This is a genomic window from Chryseobacterium sp. POL2, from assembly GCF_011058315.1.
In the GTDB taxonomy this organism is placed as follows: Bacteria; Bacteroidota; Bacteroidia; order Flavobacteriales; family Weeksellaceae; genus Soonwooa.
In genome coordinates, this window is record NZ_CP049298.1 from 1,110,758 (window position 1) to 1,128,346 (window position 17,589).

The following is a 17,589-nucleotide window of genomic DNA, read 5'->3' on the forward strand; positions in this document are numbered from 1 at the left end:
GTTTTTTTATAAACTAAAACTCGAAGCCTAATTTCTCTTTATTAACCACTGGATTGGCGTAGTGACTTAGAAAATGCGTCTTGAGTTCGACATCATTTTTATCGATACTTAAAGCCATTCTACGTTCAAACAATTCCTTTTCATCTTGCGTGTAATATGCAGAATAACGATTTGCCTCGTTAAGAATATCCAACGCGATGAAACTGTTTGGGAATAATCTATAATTACTAATAATCGCTTTATCAATCGACTCTGCAATCATTTGGATTTGCTGATTATTGTTTTCAGATTTCGATTTTATCTCATCCAAAGTCTCGCTAAGCACTTCTCCAAAATGGATGTGGATTCTTTTCTTTTGTCCCAACACGCCAGCCATCACATTTTCAAAATCTTCATTTTTCGACTTTACAAGCACTTCAGAATTTTTGGACTGAATTGCTTTATAGGTTTTCAATTTATCCGTCGGATCATATTCATAAGAAATGCTGACAGGAACTATATTTAAGCTTTTAAAATAATCACAAACATCAGATTTTCCATTGGTCATTGCAATCATTTTGAGAACGCCAGGATGTGTGGTATCGTTACCATCTTTTGTACGACCTTCACGCTGTGCAATCCAAACCGATTGATGCCGATTTAGAATTAAATCTTTGATATAATCTGACATCAATTGACTACTTTTCAAAAGTTCGCGCGGCGAAACATCACGTTTAACCAAAAAATTTCTGTTAAGCTTCGCCAAAACCATAAAAATATCGCGCTGTACCAGATTATCACCAATAGCGGAAGCCGTCAACTGAAATCCATTTTCTAGCAAAGCCAAATTGATCAAACTCGTATCCAGAACAATATCTCTATGATTGGAAATGAAAAGATAGGTTTTATTTTTATCCAAATGTTCTAAACCTGAAATCGTCAAACCATCCGAAGATTGTTTTAAAATATTACGAATACAATGGCTGATGACTTTATCCTGAAAATCTTCGATACTATCAATTGATGCTAAAATATTTGAAATTTCGTTTTCGGACTTTCCCGGAAAAGCGAACTGTAACAAAGCCATCATCATCGGATGTTTTGCCATCGATTGTAACGCAGGATGTACTTCTTCCTTATTATAAAATCGAATTGAATCTAAACAAGAATCCATAATTAATTATTAATTCCAAAAATTTTTAATGCTGTTTCTGTTGTCCTTTTGTTAATGTCCTCAAACGAAACGCCATAGATATCTACCAGTTTTCCGGCAACCAATTCTACATAAGCACTTTCGTTACGTTTGCCACGATGAGGAACGGGCGCAAGATAAGGCGAATCTGTCTCCAAAACTATTTTATCTAAAGGAATTTGATTCAAAAACTGATCGACTTTTCCGTTTTTGAACGTTGCTACGCCGCCAATTCCTAAAACAAAACCTAAATCCAAAGCATGATTCGCTTGGTCTAGATCTCCTGAGAAACAATGAAAAACACCTCTAAGTTTCGGATGTTTTTTTCGTTCTAAAACCTCGAATGTTTCATCAAAACTATCGCGGGTGTGGATGACAATTGGCCAATCTTTCTCAATCGCCCAATCTATTTGTTGTTCAAAAGCTTTAACCTGAATATCCAAAGTTGACTTGTCCCAATAAAGATCAATCCCAATTTCGCCAATCGCAACAAAATCGCGTTGATCGATGTATTTTTTCACCAAATTCAATTCGTTCTCCCAAGATTCTGGCTTAACAGAACATGGATGAAGTCCCATCATAGCGAACATCTTATTGGGATAATTGGATTCTAAAGCGAGCATTTTTTCATGCGTTTCCGAATCGATGGCTGGCAAGATAAATTTTTCTACGCCTTTGTCTAAAGCGCGCTGAATCATTTCTGCTCGATCGACATCGAATTGCTCAGAATATAGATGGGTATGTGTGTCTATCATTTTTAAAATTTTGTAAAACTGTTTTATAAACTCTTAATGAGGATGTATTTAACAGTTAGTGGCTGTGCTGCACAACTTTTTGCGAGATGGAAATATTCTGCACAAATATTGGTGGAAATAGCTCCTAAAAAACTACAAATCAAAAATTTTTCTAAAGATCAACATTTTCAAAAATTGAATGTTTGGCTTTTTGGCGCTGATTTTCTATTTTCTGTTTTAAGTTTTCCAAAAATTTTTGATGTTTTGGACTTTCCTCATCGGAAGATTTATGCTTGAGCGCAGCTTGGATTTTGTTATTTTCATTAATGAACAATTTGGTATCATCGGCGAAAAAAGCTTGTCCAAATTTCTCCCAAATATATTGCACCGCTTGCTCATTCGGGTGAATAAGATCGTCTTTATAAAAGCGATAATCCCGCAAATCGTCCATTAAAATTTCGTAAATCGGAAGATAATAGCAATTGTTATAATTGGGGATAACATCATGCATTGCCGATAAGAGTTTGGCTTTGCTCAGACTATTTTCGGTCATGCCATCTTTGGTGTGACGAACGGGCGATAAACTGAACAAAATCTGAACATCCTCTGGACAGATATCCTTGATGCATTCTATACTTTCCGCAATATTTTGGCGAAGTTCTTCATCTGTCAAGAATCTTTTGTTAAAAAACTTTTGTGGAATTTTATGACAGTTGGCAGCAATTTTATTTTTTGGTAAAAATTCATAAACGAAAGCACTTCCGTATGTGATAATCACCCATTTCGTGGTTTGTAAAAAGTCGTTAGCAGCTTGTAACTGGCTATTGATTTTTTCCAAAATCTTATGTGCAAATCTGGAATCAAAAGAGGAGTGATGATCCAAACTCATGAACAAGTCGTTGGCCAAAATCAAGTCAATCTCCGAGTAATCTTTCCCTTTATAAATCCTTTGCAAAGCTGTGTTAATCGCATACGGATTGAACAAAGTCCCAAACGGATTATTAAAAGTCTGGAGTTGACCCTCCTTTAATTTAGTATGAATCTCGGTTGCAAAACAAGAGCCGATCGAAAATATAGAATCTTCGATATCTATGTTTTTTTCTACAGCATTAATGTCAACTTCTGTTCTGAAAATCATAATCTATTTTTCTCTTTTCAACAAATATTCTGCAAGTTCTAAAAGGGCTTGTTTTTTCTCTGGCGCAACCTTTATTTTATCTAAATATTCTAAGGCCGTTTCGCTATGTTGATGTACCAGGCGAAGCACTTTTTCTTCAACTTTGGTACGTCTAAAGATTTTTTCTACACCATAGATTTTATCAACATTATCGGTTTTTTTGGAATACCAATAATCGAGTTCTGCACGTTCTTCATCATTAGCATGTTCCAAGGCTGTTAAATAGAGAATTGTTTTTTTGTTTTCGTATATATCGCCCGCATGTTTCTTACCTACTGCTTCTTGGTCGCCATAGACATCAAGATAATCATCCATAATCTGGAAAGCTATACCAATATGTTTTCCAAAGTTATAAATTGATTCGGCATCTTCATCGCTTGCGCCAGCTATTAAAGCTCCAATTTGTAAAGAAGCCGCACTTAGAGATCCTGTTTTGTAAGTAATCATCTTGATGTAATCGTCATGGCTTACATTGCTCATGCTTTCGAAATTAACATCGTATTGTTGACCTTCACAAATAACAATTCCTGTATCTGTAAATATTTTTAAACATTTTTTAAATAATATGGGCTCTAGATCCAAGAAAAACTGATAGGCTTTAAAAAGCAAATTATCCCCCGACAATATCCCTACATTAAGGCCATATAAAGTATGAATTGTTGCTTTGTTACGACGAAGTGGCGCTTCATCCATAATATCATCATGAATCAAGGTGAAGTTGTGAAAAAACTCAATGGCTAAAGCGGGTTTTATCGCATCATCCAAATTACCATCAAAAAGCTCGCAAGCCATAAGTACCATAATAGGGCGCATCCTTTTGCCACCATGCGCCATAATGTAGTTCATGGGTGCATAAAGTTCTCCTGGTTGATCATTAAAACGATAGTTTTCTACGGCTTCGGAAACGATGTTCTGGTATTTATCTAAAAAGTTCATAAACAAATTTGATTTATGCAAAAATACAATTTTTAAACGGTTTTAGTCCATCAAGAAGTTATGCAAAACCGTTTAAAAACAAAAAACTTTGTCTTAAGAAAGACAAAGTTTAATGATATTTAAAATTCTAAAATTTTAGAATGCAATAACCATAAGATAAGTAATCCCTGCAACAATGGCACTAATAGGAATTGTTAAAATCCAAGCCCAAAGAAGACTTACCGTAACACCCCAACGTACAGCAGAAATTCTTTTTGTCAAACCAACCCCAATGATAGAACCTGTCACCGTGTGCGTTGTAGAAACAGGAATACCAAAGTGGTCTGTAATAAATAATGTAATTGCACCTGCTGTTTCAGCACTTACACCTTCCAAAGGCGTTACTTTTGTGATACGCGTTCCCATGGTTTTGATGATCTTCCAACCACCGCTCATCGTCCCCAAAGCAATTGCTAAGAACGATACCAAAGGTACCCAAATATAATGTTCTGTAAAGAAGTTGAAACGCTCGCTAGATTCCAATAAAGCATATTGGTCATTAAGTACATTAACATGGTAATAGATAACCGCTGCCCCGATGATCCCCATAACTTTTTGAGCATCATTAAGACCATGTCCAAGACTGAATAACGCTGAAGATACCAACTGCATTTTCTTAAATTGTCTTTCAGCTTTGTGAGGATTTGATCTCTTATATACCTGAATGATAATGAGGGTAATGATAATTGAAATTATCATACCGATTAAAGGTGCCAAGAAAATAAATAGAAAAATAGGAATAACAACCTTAAACTTCACAACATCTTGCGAAAAGAGTTGTTTAAAAGCTTCTCCCAAAACTTTCACCGTCGAATAATCTGGATGCGCTGCACTTACCGCTTGATAATCTAAAGCCAAAGCATGCATCAAAGCAGCTCCGATAAATCCACCAATTAAGGTATGAGACGATGAGGACGGGATCCCAAACCACCATGTTAAAAGATTCCAAGCAATTGCCGCGATAAGTCCCGCAAAAATCACTTCCAGGTTGATATAATTTTCGTTGACCGTTTTGGCAATGGTGTTACCAATTTTAAACTCGCCAATAATATAAGCTGCAATAAAGAAAGCAGCAAAGTTCCAAACTGCGGCCCATAATACGGCCTGAAACGGGGTTAATACTTTTGTGGAAACGATGGTTGCAATAGAGTTAGCTGCATCGTGAAACCCGTTGATATAATCAAATATTAAAGCTAATGCAATAATAACAATCAGTAAAATTGGAAAATCCATTCTTTTTTATTTTGTTATGTGAATAGATTTAGGCGTATTTAATGACAATACTTTCCATTGTGTTAGCAACATCTTCTGCTTTATCTGTAACCACTTCAAGATAATCAAGAATTGACTTTTGCTTGATAATTAAAATCGCATCGTTGGTCTCGAAAAGCTTAACTGTCGCTTGGCTCAATACATCGTCGGCAATATTTTCGTACGAATTAATTTTAATACACGATTCTTTAACCTCGTTTGGATTTTTGAAATCTTTGAGATTTGCTAATGCATGTTTGATCTCCACGCAAGATTTGTAAATTAATAAAGAAAATTCTGAATATACTTTGTTTTCTGGGGTTTTGTAAAGATAAATATACTTAGCCGATGCATAAATATAATCTGCAATATCGTCTAATCCTGCTGCAAGAAGGCTGATGTCTTCTCTGTCGAAAGGTGTGATAAAATTCTCTCCCAACTGCACGAAAATCTCGTGTGTTAAGTCATCCATTTTATGCTCGTAATCGCTCATTTGATTTAGCATTGACTCGTCATTTACATCAAATTCTAAAAGACCATCATGAAAGGTTTTTGACATTTCAACTAATGTGTCTGCTACTTTTTCGAACAAATCAAAGAAGATTTTGTCTTTTGGCTGGAATGCTCTGAAAATATTTCCAATTCCCATTTTATTTTTATTTACAGTTTTTGTGACCACAAATATCGTTAAATAGGTTAAGCTTAATAACAACGCAATGTTAATAAATTATTAACAATCAAAAAGCCTGCATCACTTGGATACAGGCTTTTTATTATTATTTTGAGATGTTTAGTTTGCGACTTCTGCGCGCATCTCTTTTCCTTTAAACTTCTGTGTTTGAAGGCCTTTAACAACTTCATCTTTAAAAGATTTTTCGATTTCGAAGAATGAGAATTTCTCTAAAATCTCAATATCTCCAATATCTGCTCTTTTCTTAGACTTAGAAGTGGCTTTGTTAATAATCTCTAACATATCAACTTTCTTCAACTGGTCGCGTTTTCCAAGGTTAAAGAAGAAACGCACCATATCTTCGTTATTTCTTCTTCTACCGCCTTCGCGTCTTCCGCCTTCTCTTCTCTCACGAGGTTCGCCTCTTCTTTCGCGCTCTCTACCTCTTTCTCGACGGCTTCCTCTGTCATCTCCACCATTAAATTTGGCTTCAACCAAATCGTTACGATCTTTGTAATACAAAGCCAATTCTTTCAACTGGAACTGTAACAACTTGTGCACCAATTCCTCTTTTGAGAATTGGGACAAATCTGGAATCAACGCATCATCAAAAGCGAAAATATCTTCAGAATTCTCGGTTAATAGTTTTTCAAAAACACCATTAACCTGGGCCTTCACAATATCATCACCTGTCGGGATTTTCCCTTCTGTGATTTCTATCTTTGTAGAAGCTTTTATTTGTTTTAGTTTTCTACTTTCTTCAGGTTTTATTAAAGATAGAGAAATACCATCTTTACCTGCACGTCCTGTACGACCACTTCTGTGTACAAAAACTTCTGGATCATCTGGTAAAGAGAAATGAATAACATGCGTTAAAGAATCTACGTCTAATCCTCTAGCAGCAACATCTGTCGCTACCAAAATATCGATATTCTTCAAACGGAACTTCTTCATAACCGTATCACGTTGCGCTTGTGACAAGTCGCCATGAAGTGCATCTGCTGCATAGCCGTTTTGCATTAAGAAATCTGCAACTTCTTGCGTTTCCATTCTTGTACGGCAAAAGATAATCGAATACTGATTAGGATTCGCATCGATCATTCTCTTCAAAGCTTCTTTCTTTTGACGGTAACCCACTACGAAATATTCGTGCTTGATGTTCTTTTTAACTTCGTTAATAGAACCAACCGAAATACGGTGCGGATTTGTCAAATAGTTTTTAGAAATTCTTTCTACCTCTTTGTTCATCGTTGCCGAGAACAAAAATGTCTGTTTGGTTTCTGGTGTTTCACTGATAATCGTTTCCAAATCATCTTTGAAACCCATAGACAACATTTCGTCAGCCTCATCCAACACCAACCAATGGATGCTAGAAAAATCTAAAGCTTTTCTATTAATAAGGTCAATCACACGTCCTGGAGTCCCCACAATAATTTGTGGTTTCTCTCTCAAAGAACGGATCTGCTCCATAATACTACTACCTCCATACACCGCAGTTGTTTTGATGTTTGGTAAATACTTGGAGTAAGTTTTTATGTCTTTTGTAATTTGAAGACATAATTCTCGCGTCGGACAAAGCACCAAAAATTGGATTTTGCGACTCGTATCGTCAATCATATCCAAAATCGGAAGCGAAAACGCCGCTGTTTTGCCTGTCCCGGTCTGCGCAAGTGCGATAAGATCGCGGATATCTGATAAGATAAATGGGATAGTCTGTTTTTGGATTTCTGTAGGGCTTTCGTAGCCCATCTCGCCAATTGCCTTCTGTATGTCAGGACTTAAACTGGACTCGGAAAATAACTTCATTAAGTTGTATAAAATTTTTGCAAAGATACAATTTTATTTTTGACAATTTTTATAAACTTTTGTTAACAAATATATATTGGGATAAAAGCAATCAAAATTAAATAGAAAACGGACACTCAATTTTTTTTAAAAAAAATCTGCAAAATACGGGAGAAAAGCATCATATTTACTACTTCAAATCTATTATGCTTCCATGGGTTTATATAGTGACATCGCCGAATATCTACAGTACATATCGCCTCGTTTTTATAAGTCGCGCTATTTTAAAAAACTAAAAAACCTTAGTCCAAACAATATTATCGAACGAAATGTGGAACCCGAATTTTGGTGGGTTAAAAACTATCTTAAAAAAGATGCTGTATTTATTGATATTGGGGCAAATGTTGGCGCTTATCTTTATTTATTACAAAATCATTTGAAGCACAAAAATATATTTGGTTTCGAGCCCAATCCAGAGCTCAATTCACGTTTGAAAAGACTATTTCCAAATATGCACATTTTCTCATCCGCTTTGTCCGACGAAAACCTGAATGCGGAATTCAAAATCCCAGTGATTAATGGTCAAAAAGTACATAGCCGTGGAACCTTGCAAACACAAATTAAAGAAAAAGATGAGGAAAAAATTATTCTGCAAACGGTACAAGTGGTGAAAATGGACGACCTAAATCTCAATACTTCAAGAATTGATTTTATAAAAATTGATGTCGAAGGCAATGAAATGAAAACACTTCGAGGCGCCCAGAAAACTATTCTACAACACCGACCAACATTCATGGTGGAGATAGAACAACGCCATCATAAAGAACCAATTTGGAGTTTAATATCTGAGATTGAAAGTTGGGGATTTACAGCGAATTATCTCGACCGAGAAAGTTTGAGTTTAAAAAAATTAACAGAAGAATTCATACTTTTGCAAGATTCGACTAATGTTAAGAATTATCAATTTTACATTAATAATATTATTTTCATTCCAAATTAACAAGAACACAACATGAGCGTTGTTGCACGTCAAGGCATAAAATATTCAATTATAGGTTATCTGGGGACATTATTGGGAATTATTTCCTCAATTTTCATATTTCCACATGACATGGAGTTTTATGGGAAATTGCGATTTATCCTTCCTACAGCCGAAATGTTTATCCCAATAGTTGTTTTTGGATTGTCATTTTCTAATGTGAAATTTTTTTTAAAAACCAAGGAAGATGGCAAACATCACAATTTCCTCAGCTTATCTTTGCTTGGCGTTGTCATCAATTTCATCATTTTTTGTGCGCTATATTTTTTAGCAGCCACCCTTTTTCCAAACTTAAAAAATTCCGAAACATGGCAAATGAAAAATCTTATTTTTCCCATGATTTTGGTTTTAGCGTTATCATCGATTTTTAATAAATATATTACCAATTATAAGCGGATTGTTGTCTCCAATATTTTTGAAAATCTGGTGCCAAAACTGGCTAATCTTGGTGCTTTTATCATTTTTGTATATCTATGTTTCTCCGAAAAAATAGCTTATGCCTTTTTCTTCGGAATGTTTGTATTAACACTTCTTGGTTATGCATTTTATGCTAATAAGCTCGAAAAAATCCAACCCGATTTCAGTACAAATTATATTAAAAAAGACCAATTTTGGAAACAAATTTTCTTTTACAGCTTGTTTGGATTTTTAGGAAATATCGGTAATTATCTCGCCGTAAGGATTGACAATTATATGATCGGCGAATTTATCGACTTCGAGGCCAACGGCGTTTACAGCACTATTCTCGCTATTATTGGTATTATTAATGTGCCACAAATGGGGCTTTTCAATATTTCGGCGCCGATTATCAACAAAAGTATTAGCGAACATAATTTCGAAGAACTCGACCACTTTCACAAAAAAACATCACTAAGTTTGTTCTTCTTAGGTTTGTCTTTATATTCGTGTATTTTGGTAGGATTTCCCTATTTAACAGACCTTATCAAAAATGGCGATTTGTTAAAACAAGCGGAACCTGTGGTTTGGATTCTCGGCTCCGCATTTATTTTTGATCTAGCGACAGGTTTCAACGGCCATATTATCTCGTTGTCAAAATATTATCGTTTTAATATTGTCATCATGTTAATCTTGGCAAGTTTAACTATTGGGCTTAATTTTGTTTTTTTAAAATACACCGATTTAGGAATTATTGGCATTGCGATGGCAACGGCTATTTCTCTTTCTATTTTCAACAGTATTAAAATCATTTTTAATTATCAAAAATTCAAAGTTTTTCCTTTGAGTATGCCGATGCTTTATGCGTTGGTATTAAGCTTTTGCGCGATTAATATTGCGATATTAACACCAAATTTCTCAAACAGTTTACTGAATTTATTTTTAAAACCAAGTATTGTTATAGCCATTTTATTAATCGGAAATCACTTTATGAAAATCTACCCTTTGGATAAATACCTGAACAAAAACTTCTTCAGAAGCCTTACAAAATTCAAATAAAAAAAAGGAAAAGTTTGGCAGGGTAAACTTTCATAAAGATTTATATTGCAAATGCTAATATTAACCTCAGGAGGCAGAAAGAGAATTAACCAAAAATTTCCTTATTTGTTACTCAAATATAACAAAATTAATTCTTAACCAGCTCATTTTCAGAAGATGAAGTTATCCACATTCTATTCACAAAAGATGAACCTTTCTGGCTCCTCGAGTTTTTCTAAAGAATAGATAATCAATATTTTATCTTGTAATTTAATTTTATTCCAATAGAAAGCGCCAGCAAAACGACTTTCCAAAATTTCCCCTTCTAGACCATGATCTGAGCGTTTTATCTGATGAGGAAAGTAGAAATTTTTATTAAGATTAAACTTATGCTTTTCAAAATCCGTAAAGACATTTACTTCGCCTAAAAGTTTGGCAACATATTCATTCGTAGGCTGTTGATAAGTTTCTTTCGGCGTGTCATATTGTAATAATTCACCTCGTTCAAGAATAGCAACTTTGTCAACCCAAGGTATAATCTCCTCCAAATTATGGGTCGAAATAATAACCGACAAACCCATATTTTTAACCATAGAAAAAAACTTATCACGAAGATCAAATTTTCGGGAAGTATCCAAATTGCTGAAAGGCTCATCCAACAATAACAGCTTGGGCGTAACTGCCAAAGCACGCGCAATAGCAACACGCTGTTGTTGTCCTCCACTGAGATTTTTGGGAAGCACTTTGGAAAAATCCGCCATACCCACCGCTTCCAAAAGCAGATTGACTTTATCCTTTTTTTCACCAAGATTAATATTCGAAATAAATTTTCCGACATTGTCAAAAACATTGGCATAAGGCATAAGATCGTATTGTTGCGCCACCAATTTCATATCAGCTTCTCCAGGAACAAGATTCGCTTTTGGTCCTTTAAGCCTTCTTCCGTCGAAAATAATGTCGCCTTGTCGCCAGTCGTACAAACCATAAATAAGGCTCAACAAAGTTGATTTTCCACAACCACTTTCTCCTGCCAAAGCAATAACTTGGGCATTTTCCATTGAAAAACTGAAGTTTTGAAAGAGTTTTTGTTCGGGTAAATAACTGAATTCTAAATCGTTTATTTCTAAAAGCATAATGCAAAATTACAGATTTTAAAATACTGATATTATTTGTTATATTAGCACAATAATGTCTTAATTATAATTTCATGATGAAAACAAATCTGTTATTTGGAGGATTGGCAGCTTTAGCAATTTCTTTTACCATAATCTCTTGTGGAAAAGACAAACCTGTGACAAGCGAAAGTAGCGAAGTTTTAACCACTACAAACGGCCGACTTTACGTTGTTGATACGATGAACAGCAAGGTAGAATGGAAAGGTTTTAAAGTTTTCAAAACAGATAACACCAGCCATATTGGTTCTATAAAATTCGAAAGTGGCGAAGTTACAATCAACGAAAACAAACTTGAAAGCGGAAAATTTGTGGTGGCCTTAACAACTTTAGCCAATAGCGATATCAAAGATGCTGAAGAATCCGCTAAGCTGGATGGCCATCTTAAAAGCGCCGATTTTTTCGATGTTGAAAAGTTCCCAACCGCTTCTTATGAAATTACGAAAGTTACTGAAGCTACAGAAGGCAGCGATTACAACACGATATTAGACGGAAACCTAACTATTAAAGGTATTACAAAACCTATCAGCTTCAATGCTAATGTTAAAATGGGTGAAGGCGAACTACAAATTGCTACCGAACCGAAAGACATTAGCCGTGATGAGTTTGGCATTAAATTCCAAATCCCAGCAGCCAACGGCTTGATAAAAGACGAAATCAATATCCAAATGTTGATGAAAGCCATCGAGAAAAAATAAATTATTTTTCAATACATAACGAAATCTGCCCATAGTTGGCAGATTTTTTTATTAAGAATAGCGATAAAATTTGTAATTTTGCAACTTATAATTATATCCTAAGTAATGACAGAAAGAATTGATGAATTATTGGTAGAAGTAGAACAATTCAATTCCACAGCAAAGGAAGAGATTGAGCAATTCCGCATCAAATTCAATGGTAAAAAAGGCGTTTTAAATGATTTTTTTGAACAATTCAAAGAAGTTCCCAATGACCAGAAAAAAGCTTTTGGTCAAAAAATCAATAGCCTAAAACAAGCCGTTGCAGCGAAATTAGACCATCTTAAAAACGCTACAGAAAACCAAACAAGCATCATAAAAGATGATCTTACAAAACCCGCTTTTCCTTTAGAATTAGGAACAAGACATCCGATTAATCTTGTTAAAAACAGAATTATCGAGATTTTCCGTTCTATAGGTTTTGCCATTGCCGACGGACCAGAAATCGAGGACGATTGGCACAACTTCACGGCGCTTAACTTACCAGAATATCACCCGGCGAGAGATATGCAGGACACGTTCTTTATCGATACCAATCCTGACACGTTGCTTCGTACGCATACTTCGTCTGTACAAGTGCGTTATATGGAAGAAAACGAACCGCCAATTCGTATTTTATCCCCAGGTCGCGTATTCCGTAACGAGGCTATTTCGTCGCGTTCGCATTGTATTTTCCATCAAATCGAAGGTTTGTATATCGATGAAAATGTAAGTTTTGCGGATTTGAAACAAACCATTCAATTCTTCACAACAGAATTATTTGGAAAGTCAAAAATCAGAATGCGTCCATCGTACTTCCCTTTCACAGAGCCAAGCGCAGAAGTTGATGTGTATTGGGGACTTAACTCCGAAACGGACTACCGAATTACAAAAGGTACAGGCTGGCTAGAGATTATGGGTTGCGGAATGGTGGATCCTGCTGTTCTTAAAAATGTAAATATTGATGCTGACAAATACAGCGGATTTGCATTCGGAATGGGAATCGAGAGAATTGTAATGTTGCTTTATCAAATGAGCGATATCCGCATGTTCTTTGAAAATGATGTCCGAATGTTGAATCAATTCAAATCTTTATAAAAAAATAAATCCACCGAAATGGTGGATTTTTTATGGATTAAATCTAAGTATAATCCATTTTCATTCTATTGATTTTACAGTTTTATGATTTTTAAAACACGAATTTACAAACAAAAAAAGCCCAAATATTTGGACTTTTTAGATTATGATTTTATGATTTAAAATCTTATTTTGTGAAATTTACCGGATATTTTGTTCCAGAAATCTTGTCGATACTTGCCTTTAACGAGCCTACTTTTAATTCAGCTTTTATAGCTATCGGAATTCTATTTTTATCATTGGAAACCCAAAGTGTAACACCTTCTTTTTCTTTGAAAACGCGTCCACTCATTACCGATGGAATAATTCTAAGACAATTAATAGTCCCAAATTTTGTAGAGACTCTCTCTGTCCCGGAAATACGCAACTGAAACGGAAACAACTCATCATCAATCCAAATATTCATCTTGATTACATTTCCAATCTTTAATTGATTGTCGTCAAGATTTCTCAAATAATAAAAACTCGACAACATATCTTGTACACCTTTAACTGTGTTAATAGTCTTTGGCTCTCTATCTGTATTTTTTTTATCGACTAAATAAATGGTATTGTTAGCATGATTGAATGTGCTTTGCAAATGCTGACGATAGCTACCTTCCGCCACATTTCTCACATAAAAATAAGGTTGTCCATAAAGATTGATATAACTCTCATAGACATCATCTACTTTGAAAAACGCTCGCACGGCTCCAGAAGTTTTACCAACACCTTTCACGTAAAAATAAGGTTTTCCGTTGAGCATGGCATTGGACGTAGAAAGCGTGGCAGAACCAGCAGTCAATATACCATAATGGATTCTATAAGTAAGACTTTCACCCGCTGCAATGTTATCATATTGGGCAGATGACATCATAAAACAAAACATTGCAAACAACAACATTATTTTCTTCATTTCTGTAATTTTGATATCAGTTAGACAAAAACGTTGCCAAATATAAGACAATAAATTAAAGCCTTTAAATTCTGGGAATCTAAAGGCTATATTTTTTAGTAATTTCTATTAATTTTTCTTAATTAACTTAATGTTGGGATGTTTATCGCGTTAATATTAATTTTAAAATCGGATAATTGTGATTTAATTTTAGAAAAATTAGATTTAAAAAAGTGAGTCTGCTCAAACAAATCTTCGTAATAAGAAATTCCTTTTAATAGGTTTTCTTTAAAACTTTCCCATTTTTTGATTTGTGATTTTGTCAAATCTTCTGAAAAATCAAAAATGTCGTTCCTTAAATATTCAACATACAATTTCAGTTCATTAATAAAGATATTTGGACGCTTATTGTCTGGCAAAATATTTTCATAACCATAAATATGGCGAACCATTTCTGCCAAAGACACTTCTTTATCAAAATAGCTAAGATTAGGCCCTGGACAGACGACAACGCCTTGCTTCTCGCCTTTTATCGTCATACCTTGTTCCAGATATGCCGAATTTACCAAGCCTACGCACAGACAAGATTTATCCGTAATTGCATTTCGTTTTCTTTGAAATTGCTCGGGTGAGAAACTCTCTTTTGTCGCTTCCAAATCTGCCAGTTTGATATCTTGGTATTTTTTGGACGCCGTACAAGTTCCTTTTGGAGAGAGTTCTTTACTTAGCGCCAACAATTTTTTAGGACAAGAACTTCCGAATTTGTTTTTAGAAATATTCTGCTCTTTAATCAACTCGTTGGTCGTACCTTTTACCGAATTGAACGGAACACCCAATGGCGAAATATGACTTAAATAGAAATCGGTTTCGGTTGCTTTTGCTAACAAATTTCTTGTTTCGCTATCTACAGAAGTCGCTTCTGGAACCAACAAAAACGGCGATCCCCAACCGGCGCTGTCCACCTTGTAATTCGATAATAAAAACTCGTGTTCTTCGGCTGTGCCAATTCCGCCTTGTACAGATATTTTGATTTCTAAAGGCTGTGCTAAAGTCGGACGAGATTTTTGTTCCAGAGCAGTTTGCAGCAGTGCATGAGCAGAATTTTGCAACTCAGTTTTCTTTTGTTTGAATTCTTCCATAATTGGGCCTAGCAAAATACCTTCGGTTGCAAAAGCATGTCCGCCACAGTTGAGCCCCGACTCTATACGATATTCTGAAACCCAAAGACCTTTTTTTGCAAGAAAATTACCCTGTATCATCGCAGAACGAAAGTCGCTAACTTTAAGAATAATTTTCTTTTTCAACTCGCCATTTTCATTTGGATAAAAATCGTCAAACTCCTCCAAATAGCTGTAAAGTCTGGGATTCATCCCCGCAGAAAAGATAACCGAGGAAGTCAATTTGCTTTTTGCAAAACCTCTTAAGGATGCATGTGCGTCGTTGTACATCGTTGGCAAAGCTGTGTTTTTAACATAGTTATCTTTGTCCACTTTTGTCATAATATTGACATCGATTTCGCCTGGTGTCAAGTTGGTTTCCAAAAGATTTTTAAGATTGTTTTTCCAATCATCTTTTTTATTAATCGCGTTTTGCAAAGCATCTTTCAGCTCCGAAGTGCCAGGCAACATTCCTACAAAATTTTTAAGGGATTCTGTATTCTTGTTAAGCTCTTCTTTAAAGCTATTAAACTTTTCTTTAACGACATCGTCCATCATGTTAAGATAAGCCGTGATTCTTTCTGCGCGGTAATCTTCGGCTTTTATAGAAATTGCCTGAAAATCGAAATTAAATTTTTTACTGTAAAACTCTCTCATTCGTTCGACAATCTCATCATCGATAATCGACACTACAGAAGAGATTCCGTATTGTGCTACCCGAATTGGGCTGTCAATAGTGTAAGCCAAACCCATTACTGGAATATGGAAATTATGCACAAGTTTGTTACTCATTAATTATTGTTTTGGTTAGATTTTTAATTATAAACTCAATGAAATTTTAGGAAATTCTCACTGAAAACACACAAATTTATTCGTTTCCACATAGTTATGCAAAGAATAGCACCTGCTATTTCGCAGGAAAATCTAATTTAAACTCTTGAAAAATAAGTTTTCAATTTTTATAAAATCTATAATTTAAGAAATTTGTGTTCCTGTTTTAATGACTGCATTTTTCTTAACAACGATGATCCCGTCTTTTACAGAATAGGTATCGTAGTCGCCATCGGGTATGTGTTTTCCGCCAATTATACGAACATTGTCGCCTATTTGGCAGTTTTTATCAATAATAGCGCGTTCGATATAGCAGAATTTCCCAATGCCAATGTTAGGAATATCGTGACGTTCGTTTTCAAGAATTTCGGCGGTGCTTTGATAATAATCTGCTCCCATAATATAAGAACTCACAATGGTACTTCCTTTATCTATTCGGGTTCTGTTACCAATAATGGAATTTTCAATTTTCGTTGCTAAAATGATACAACCATCACCGAAAACAGCTTTACTAACGAAAGATCCATTAATTTTTGAAGGTGGCAACATTCTCGCTCTTGTATAAATCGGTGATGCACTGAAAAGGTTAAACTGTGGAAGGTCTTGTGCCAAATTTAGATTGGCTTCGTAGAAAGACTCGATGGTTCCGATATCTGTCCAATAGCCATCATACTGAAAACTAAGGGTATTGTATTTACCAATAGCTTTGGGAATAAAATCTTTACCAAAGTCGTCACCGTCATTTTCTTCGAATAATTTTTTCAGGACATTTTTAGAAAAAACATAAATCCCCATGGATGCGAGATAATTTTTGCCTTCGCGTTTGTTAGCATCTGAAACTTCGGATTTCCAATTGGGAAGGATTTCGGAACTTGGTTTTTCGATAAAATTGGTAATATTACCAGCTTCATCGGATTTTAGAATTCCGAAACCTGTCGCATCTTTTGCATTAACCGGAATACTTGCAATGCTAATGTCGCCGTTGTTTTTTTCATGAAAGTCGATCATCTCTCGAAAATTCATTTGGTATAATTGATCGCCTGACAAAATTAAAATATAGTCGTATTCATACTTTGCAAGATGCTTCATCGATTGACGTACGGCATCCGCAGTCCCTTGGTACCATTGGTCGTTTTCAATATTTTGCTCGGCGGCCAAAATATCGACAAAACCACGACTAAAAATATCAAAATGATAGGTGTTTTTGATATGTGAATTAAGCGAAGCTGAGTTAAATTGTGTCAAAACTAAAATCCTGTTATAGCCAGAATTAAGACAATTGGATATTGGGATATCAACCAATCGGTATTTTCCTGCGATAGATACAGCAGGTTTTGAACGAGAGTCGGTCAATGGAAACAATCTTGTCCCACGTCCGCCTCCCAGAACTACCGAAAATAACATTTGCTTTCATATTAATAAGTCGTGTTTTAGTGTCAAGAAACTAAGTTTCTGAAAATGTTTTG

Annotated in this window: 15 protein-coding genes; 4 read left to right on the forward strand and 11 right to left on the reverse strand. The window is 35.1% G+C overall.

Annotated features, from left to right (window positions below; all coding sequences use genetic code 11):
• Nucleotides 1-13: 13 nt before the first annotated feature.
• The 7 genes from G6R40_RS05155 to G6R40_RS05185 form a co-directional block, all read right to left on the reverse strand.
• Entirely contained in the window at nucleotides 14-1,153 is a 1,140-nt protein-coding gene (locus tag G6R40_RS05155) for a 1-acyl-sn-glycerol-3-phosphate acyltransferase (protein WP_165132470.1), read from the reverse strand.
• Between the two features lie 2 nt (nucleotides 1,154-1,155).
• Nucleotides 1,156-1,926 carry a TatD family hydrolase gene (locus tag G6R40_RS05160; protein WP_165132473.1) on the reverse strand — a complete coding sequence of 257 codons (771 nt, stop codon included), beginning with the start codon at nucleotides 1,924-1,926 and terminating at the stop codon, nucleotides 1,156-1,158.
• Nucleotides 1,927-2,077: 151 nt separating this feature from the next.
• A complete protein-coding gene (locus tag G6R40_RS05165) occupies nucleotides 2,078-3,043 on the reverse strand; it encodes a GSCFA domain-containing protein (RefSeq protein WP_165132477.1) in 966 nt (321 codons plus the stop codon).
• Nucleotides 3,044-3,046: 3 nt separating this feature from the next.
• Complete coding sequence (locus G6R40_RS05170) at nucleotides 3,047-4,018, reverse strand: polyprenyl synthetase family protein (RefSeq protein WP_165132480.1); 972 nt, start codon at nucleotides 4,016-4,018, stop codon at nucleotides 3,047-3,049.
• Nucleotides 4,019-4,153: 135 nt separating this feature from the next.
• On the reverse strand, nucleotides 4,154-5,290 hold the full coding sequence (locus tag G6R40_RS05175; protein ID WP_165132483.1) for an inorganic phosphate transporter: 1,137 nt from the start codon (nucleotides 5,288-5,290) through the stop codon (nucleotides 4,154-4,156).
• 28 nt (nucleotides 5,291-5,318) lie between these two features.
• Nucleotides 5,319-5,957: a DUF47 domain-containing protein gene (locus G6R40_RS05180; RefSeq protein ID WP_165132486.1), complete on the reverse strand. Its 639-nt coding sequence runs from the start codon at nucleotides 5,955-5,957 to the stop codon at nucleotides 5,319-5,321.
• A 141-nt stretch (nucleotides 5,958-6,098) separates the two neighbouring features.
• The gene (locus G6R40_RS05185) at nucleotides 6,099-7,784 is read right to left on the reverse strand and encodes a DEAD/DEAH box helicase (protein WP_165132489.1); all 1,686 of its coding nucleotides are present in this window, start codon (nucleotides 7,782-7,784) and stop codon (nucleotides 6,099-6,101) included.
• Between the two features lie 193 nt (nucleotides 7,785-7,977).
• On the opposite strand from G6R40_RS05185, the gene G6R40_RS05190 reads away from it, so the two are divergent.
• Both G6R40_RS05190 and G6R40_RS05195 read left to right on the forward strand, forming a co-directional pair.
• Nucleotides 7,978-8,763, forward strand: a complete 786-nt coding sequence (locus G6R40_RS05190) for an FkbM family methyltransferase (RefSeq protein ID WP_165132492.1) — start codon at nucleotides 7,978-7,980, stop codon at nucleotides 8,761-8,763.
• Nucleotides 8,764-8,775: 12 nt separating this feature from the next.
• Nucleotides 8,776-10,257, forward strand: a complete 1,482-nt coding sequence (locus G6R40_RS05195) for a lipopolysaccharide biosynthesis protein (protein WP_165132495.1) — start codon at nucleotides 8,776-8,778, stop codon at nucleotides 10,255-10,257.
• Nucleotides 10,258-10,430: 173 nt separating this feature from the next.
• On the opposite strand, the gene G6R40_RS05200 is transcribed toward G6R40_RS05195, so the two are convergent.
• The gene (locus G6R40_RS05200) at nucleotides 10,431-11,369 is read right to left on the reverse strand and encodes a sulfate/molybdate ABC transporter ATP-binding protein (protein WP_165132498.1); all 939 of its coding nucleotides are present in this window, start codon (nucleotides 11,367-11,369) and stop codon (nucleotides 10,431-10,433) included.
• A gap of 77 nt (nucleotides 11,370-11,446) precedes the next feature.
• Here G6R40_RS05200 and G6R40_RS05205 point away from each other — a divergent pair, with 77 nt between their 5' ends.
• Complete coding sequence (locus G6R40_RS05205) at nucleotides 11,447-12,106, forward strand: YceI family protein (RefSeq protein WP_165137536.1); 660 nt, start codon at nucleotides 11,447-11,449, stop codon at nucleotides 12,104-12,106.
• A 105-nt stretch (nucleotides 12,107-12,211) separates the two neighbouring features.
• Complete coding sequence (gene pheS, locus G6R40_RS05210; RefSeq protein WP_165132501.1) at nucleotides 12,212-13,222, forward strand: phenylalanine--tRNA ligase subunit alpha; 1,011 nt, start codon at nucleotides 12,212-12,214, stop codon at nucleotides 13,220-13,222.
• A 166-nt stretch (nucleotides 13,223-13,388) separates the two neighbouring features.
• On the opposite strand, the gene G6R40_RS05215 is transcribed toward pheS, so the two are convergent.
• From G6R40_RS05215 to G6R40_RS05225, 3 genes are all read right to left on the reverse strand, one after another.
• The gene (locus tag G6R40_RS05215) at nucleotides 13,389-14,156 is read right to left on the reverse strand and encodes a DUF3108 domain-containing protein (protein ID WP_165132504.1); all 768 of its coding nucleotides are present in this window, start codon (nucleotides 14,154-14,156) and stop codon (nucleotides 13,389-13,391) included.
• A gap of 122 nt (nucleotides 14,157-14,278) precedes the next feature.
• Nucleotides 14,279-16,084, reverse strand: a complete 1,806-nt coding sequence (locus tag G6R40_RS05220) for a hypothetical protein (RefSeq protein ID WP_165132507.1) — start codon at nucleotides 16,082-16,084, stop codon at nucleotides 14,279-14,281.
• A gap of 183 nt (nucleotides 16,085-16,267) precedes the next feature.
• Nucleotides 16,268-17,527 carry a glucose-1-phosphate adenylyltransferase gene (locus G6R40_RS05225; protein ID WP_165132510.1) on the reverse strand — a complete coding sequence of 420 codons (1,260 nt, stop codon included), beginning with the start codon at nucleotides 17,525-17,527 and terminating at the stop codon, nucleotides 16,268-16,270.
• Nucleotides 17,528-17,589: the final 62 nt, after the last annotated feature.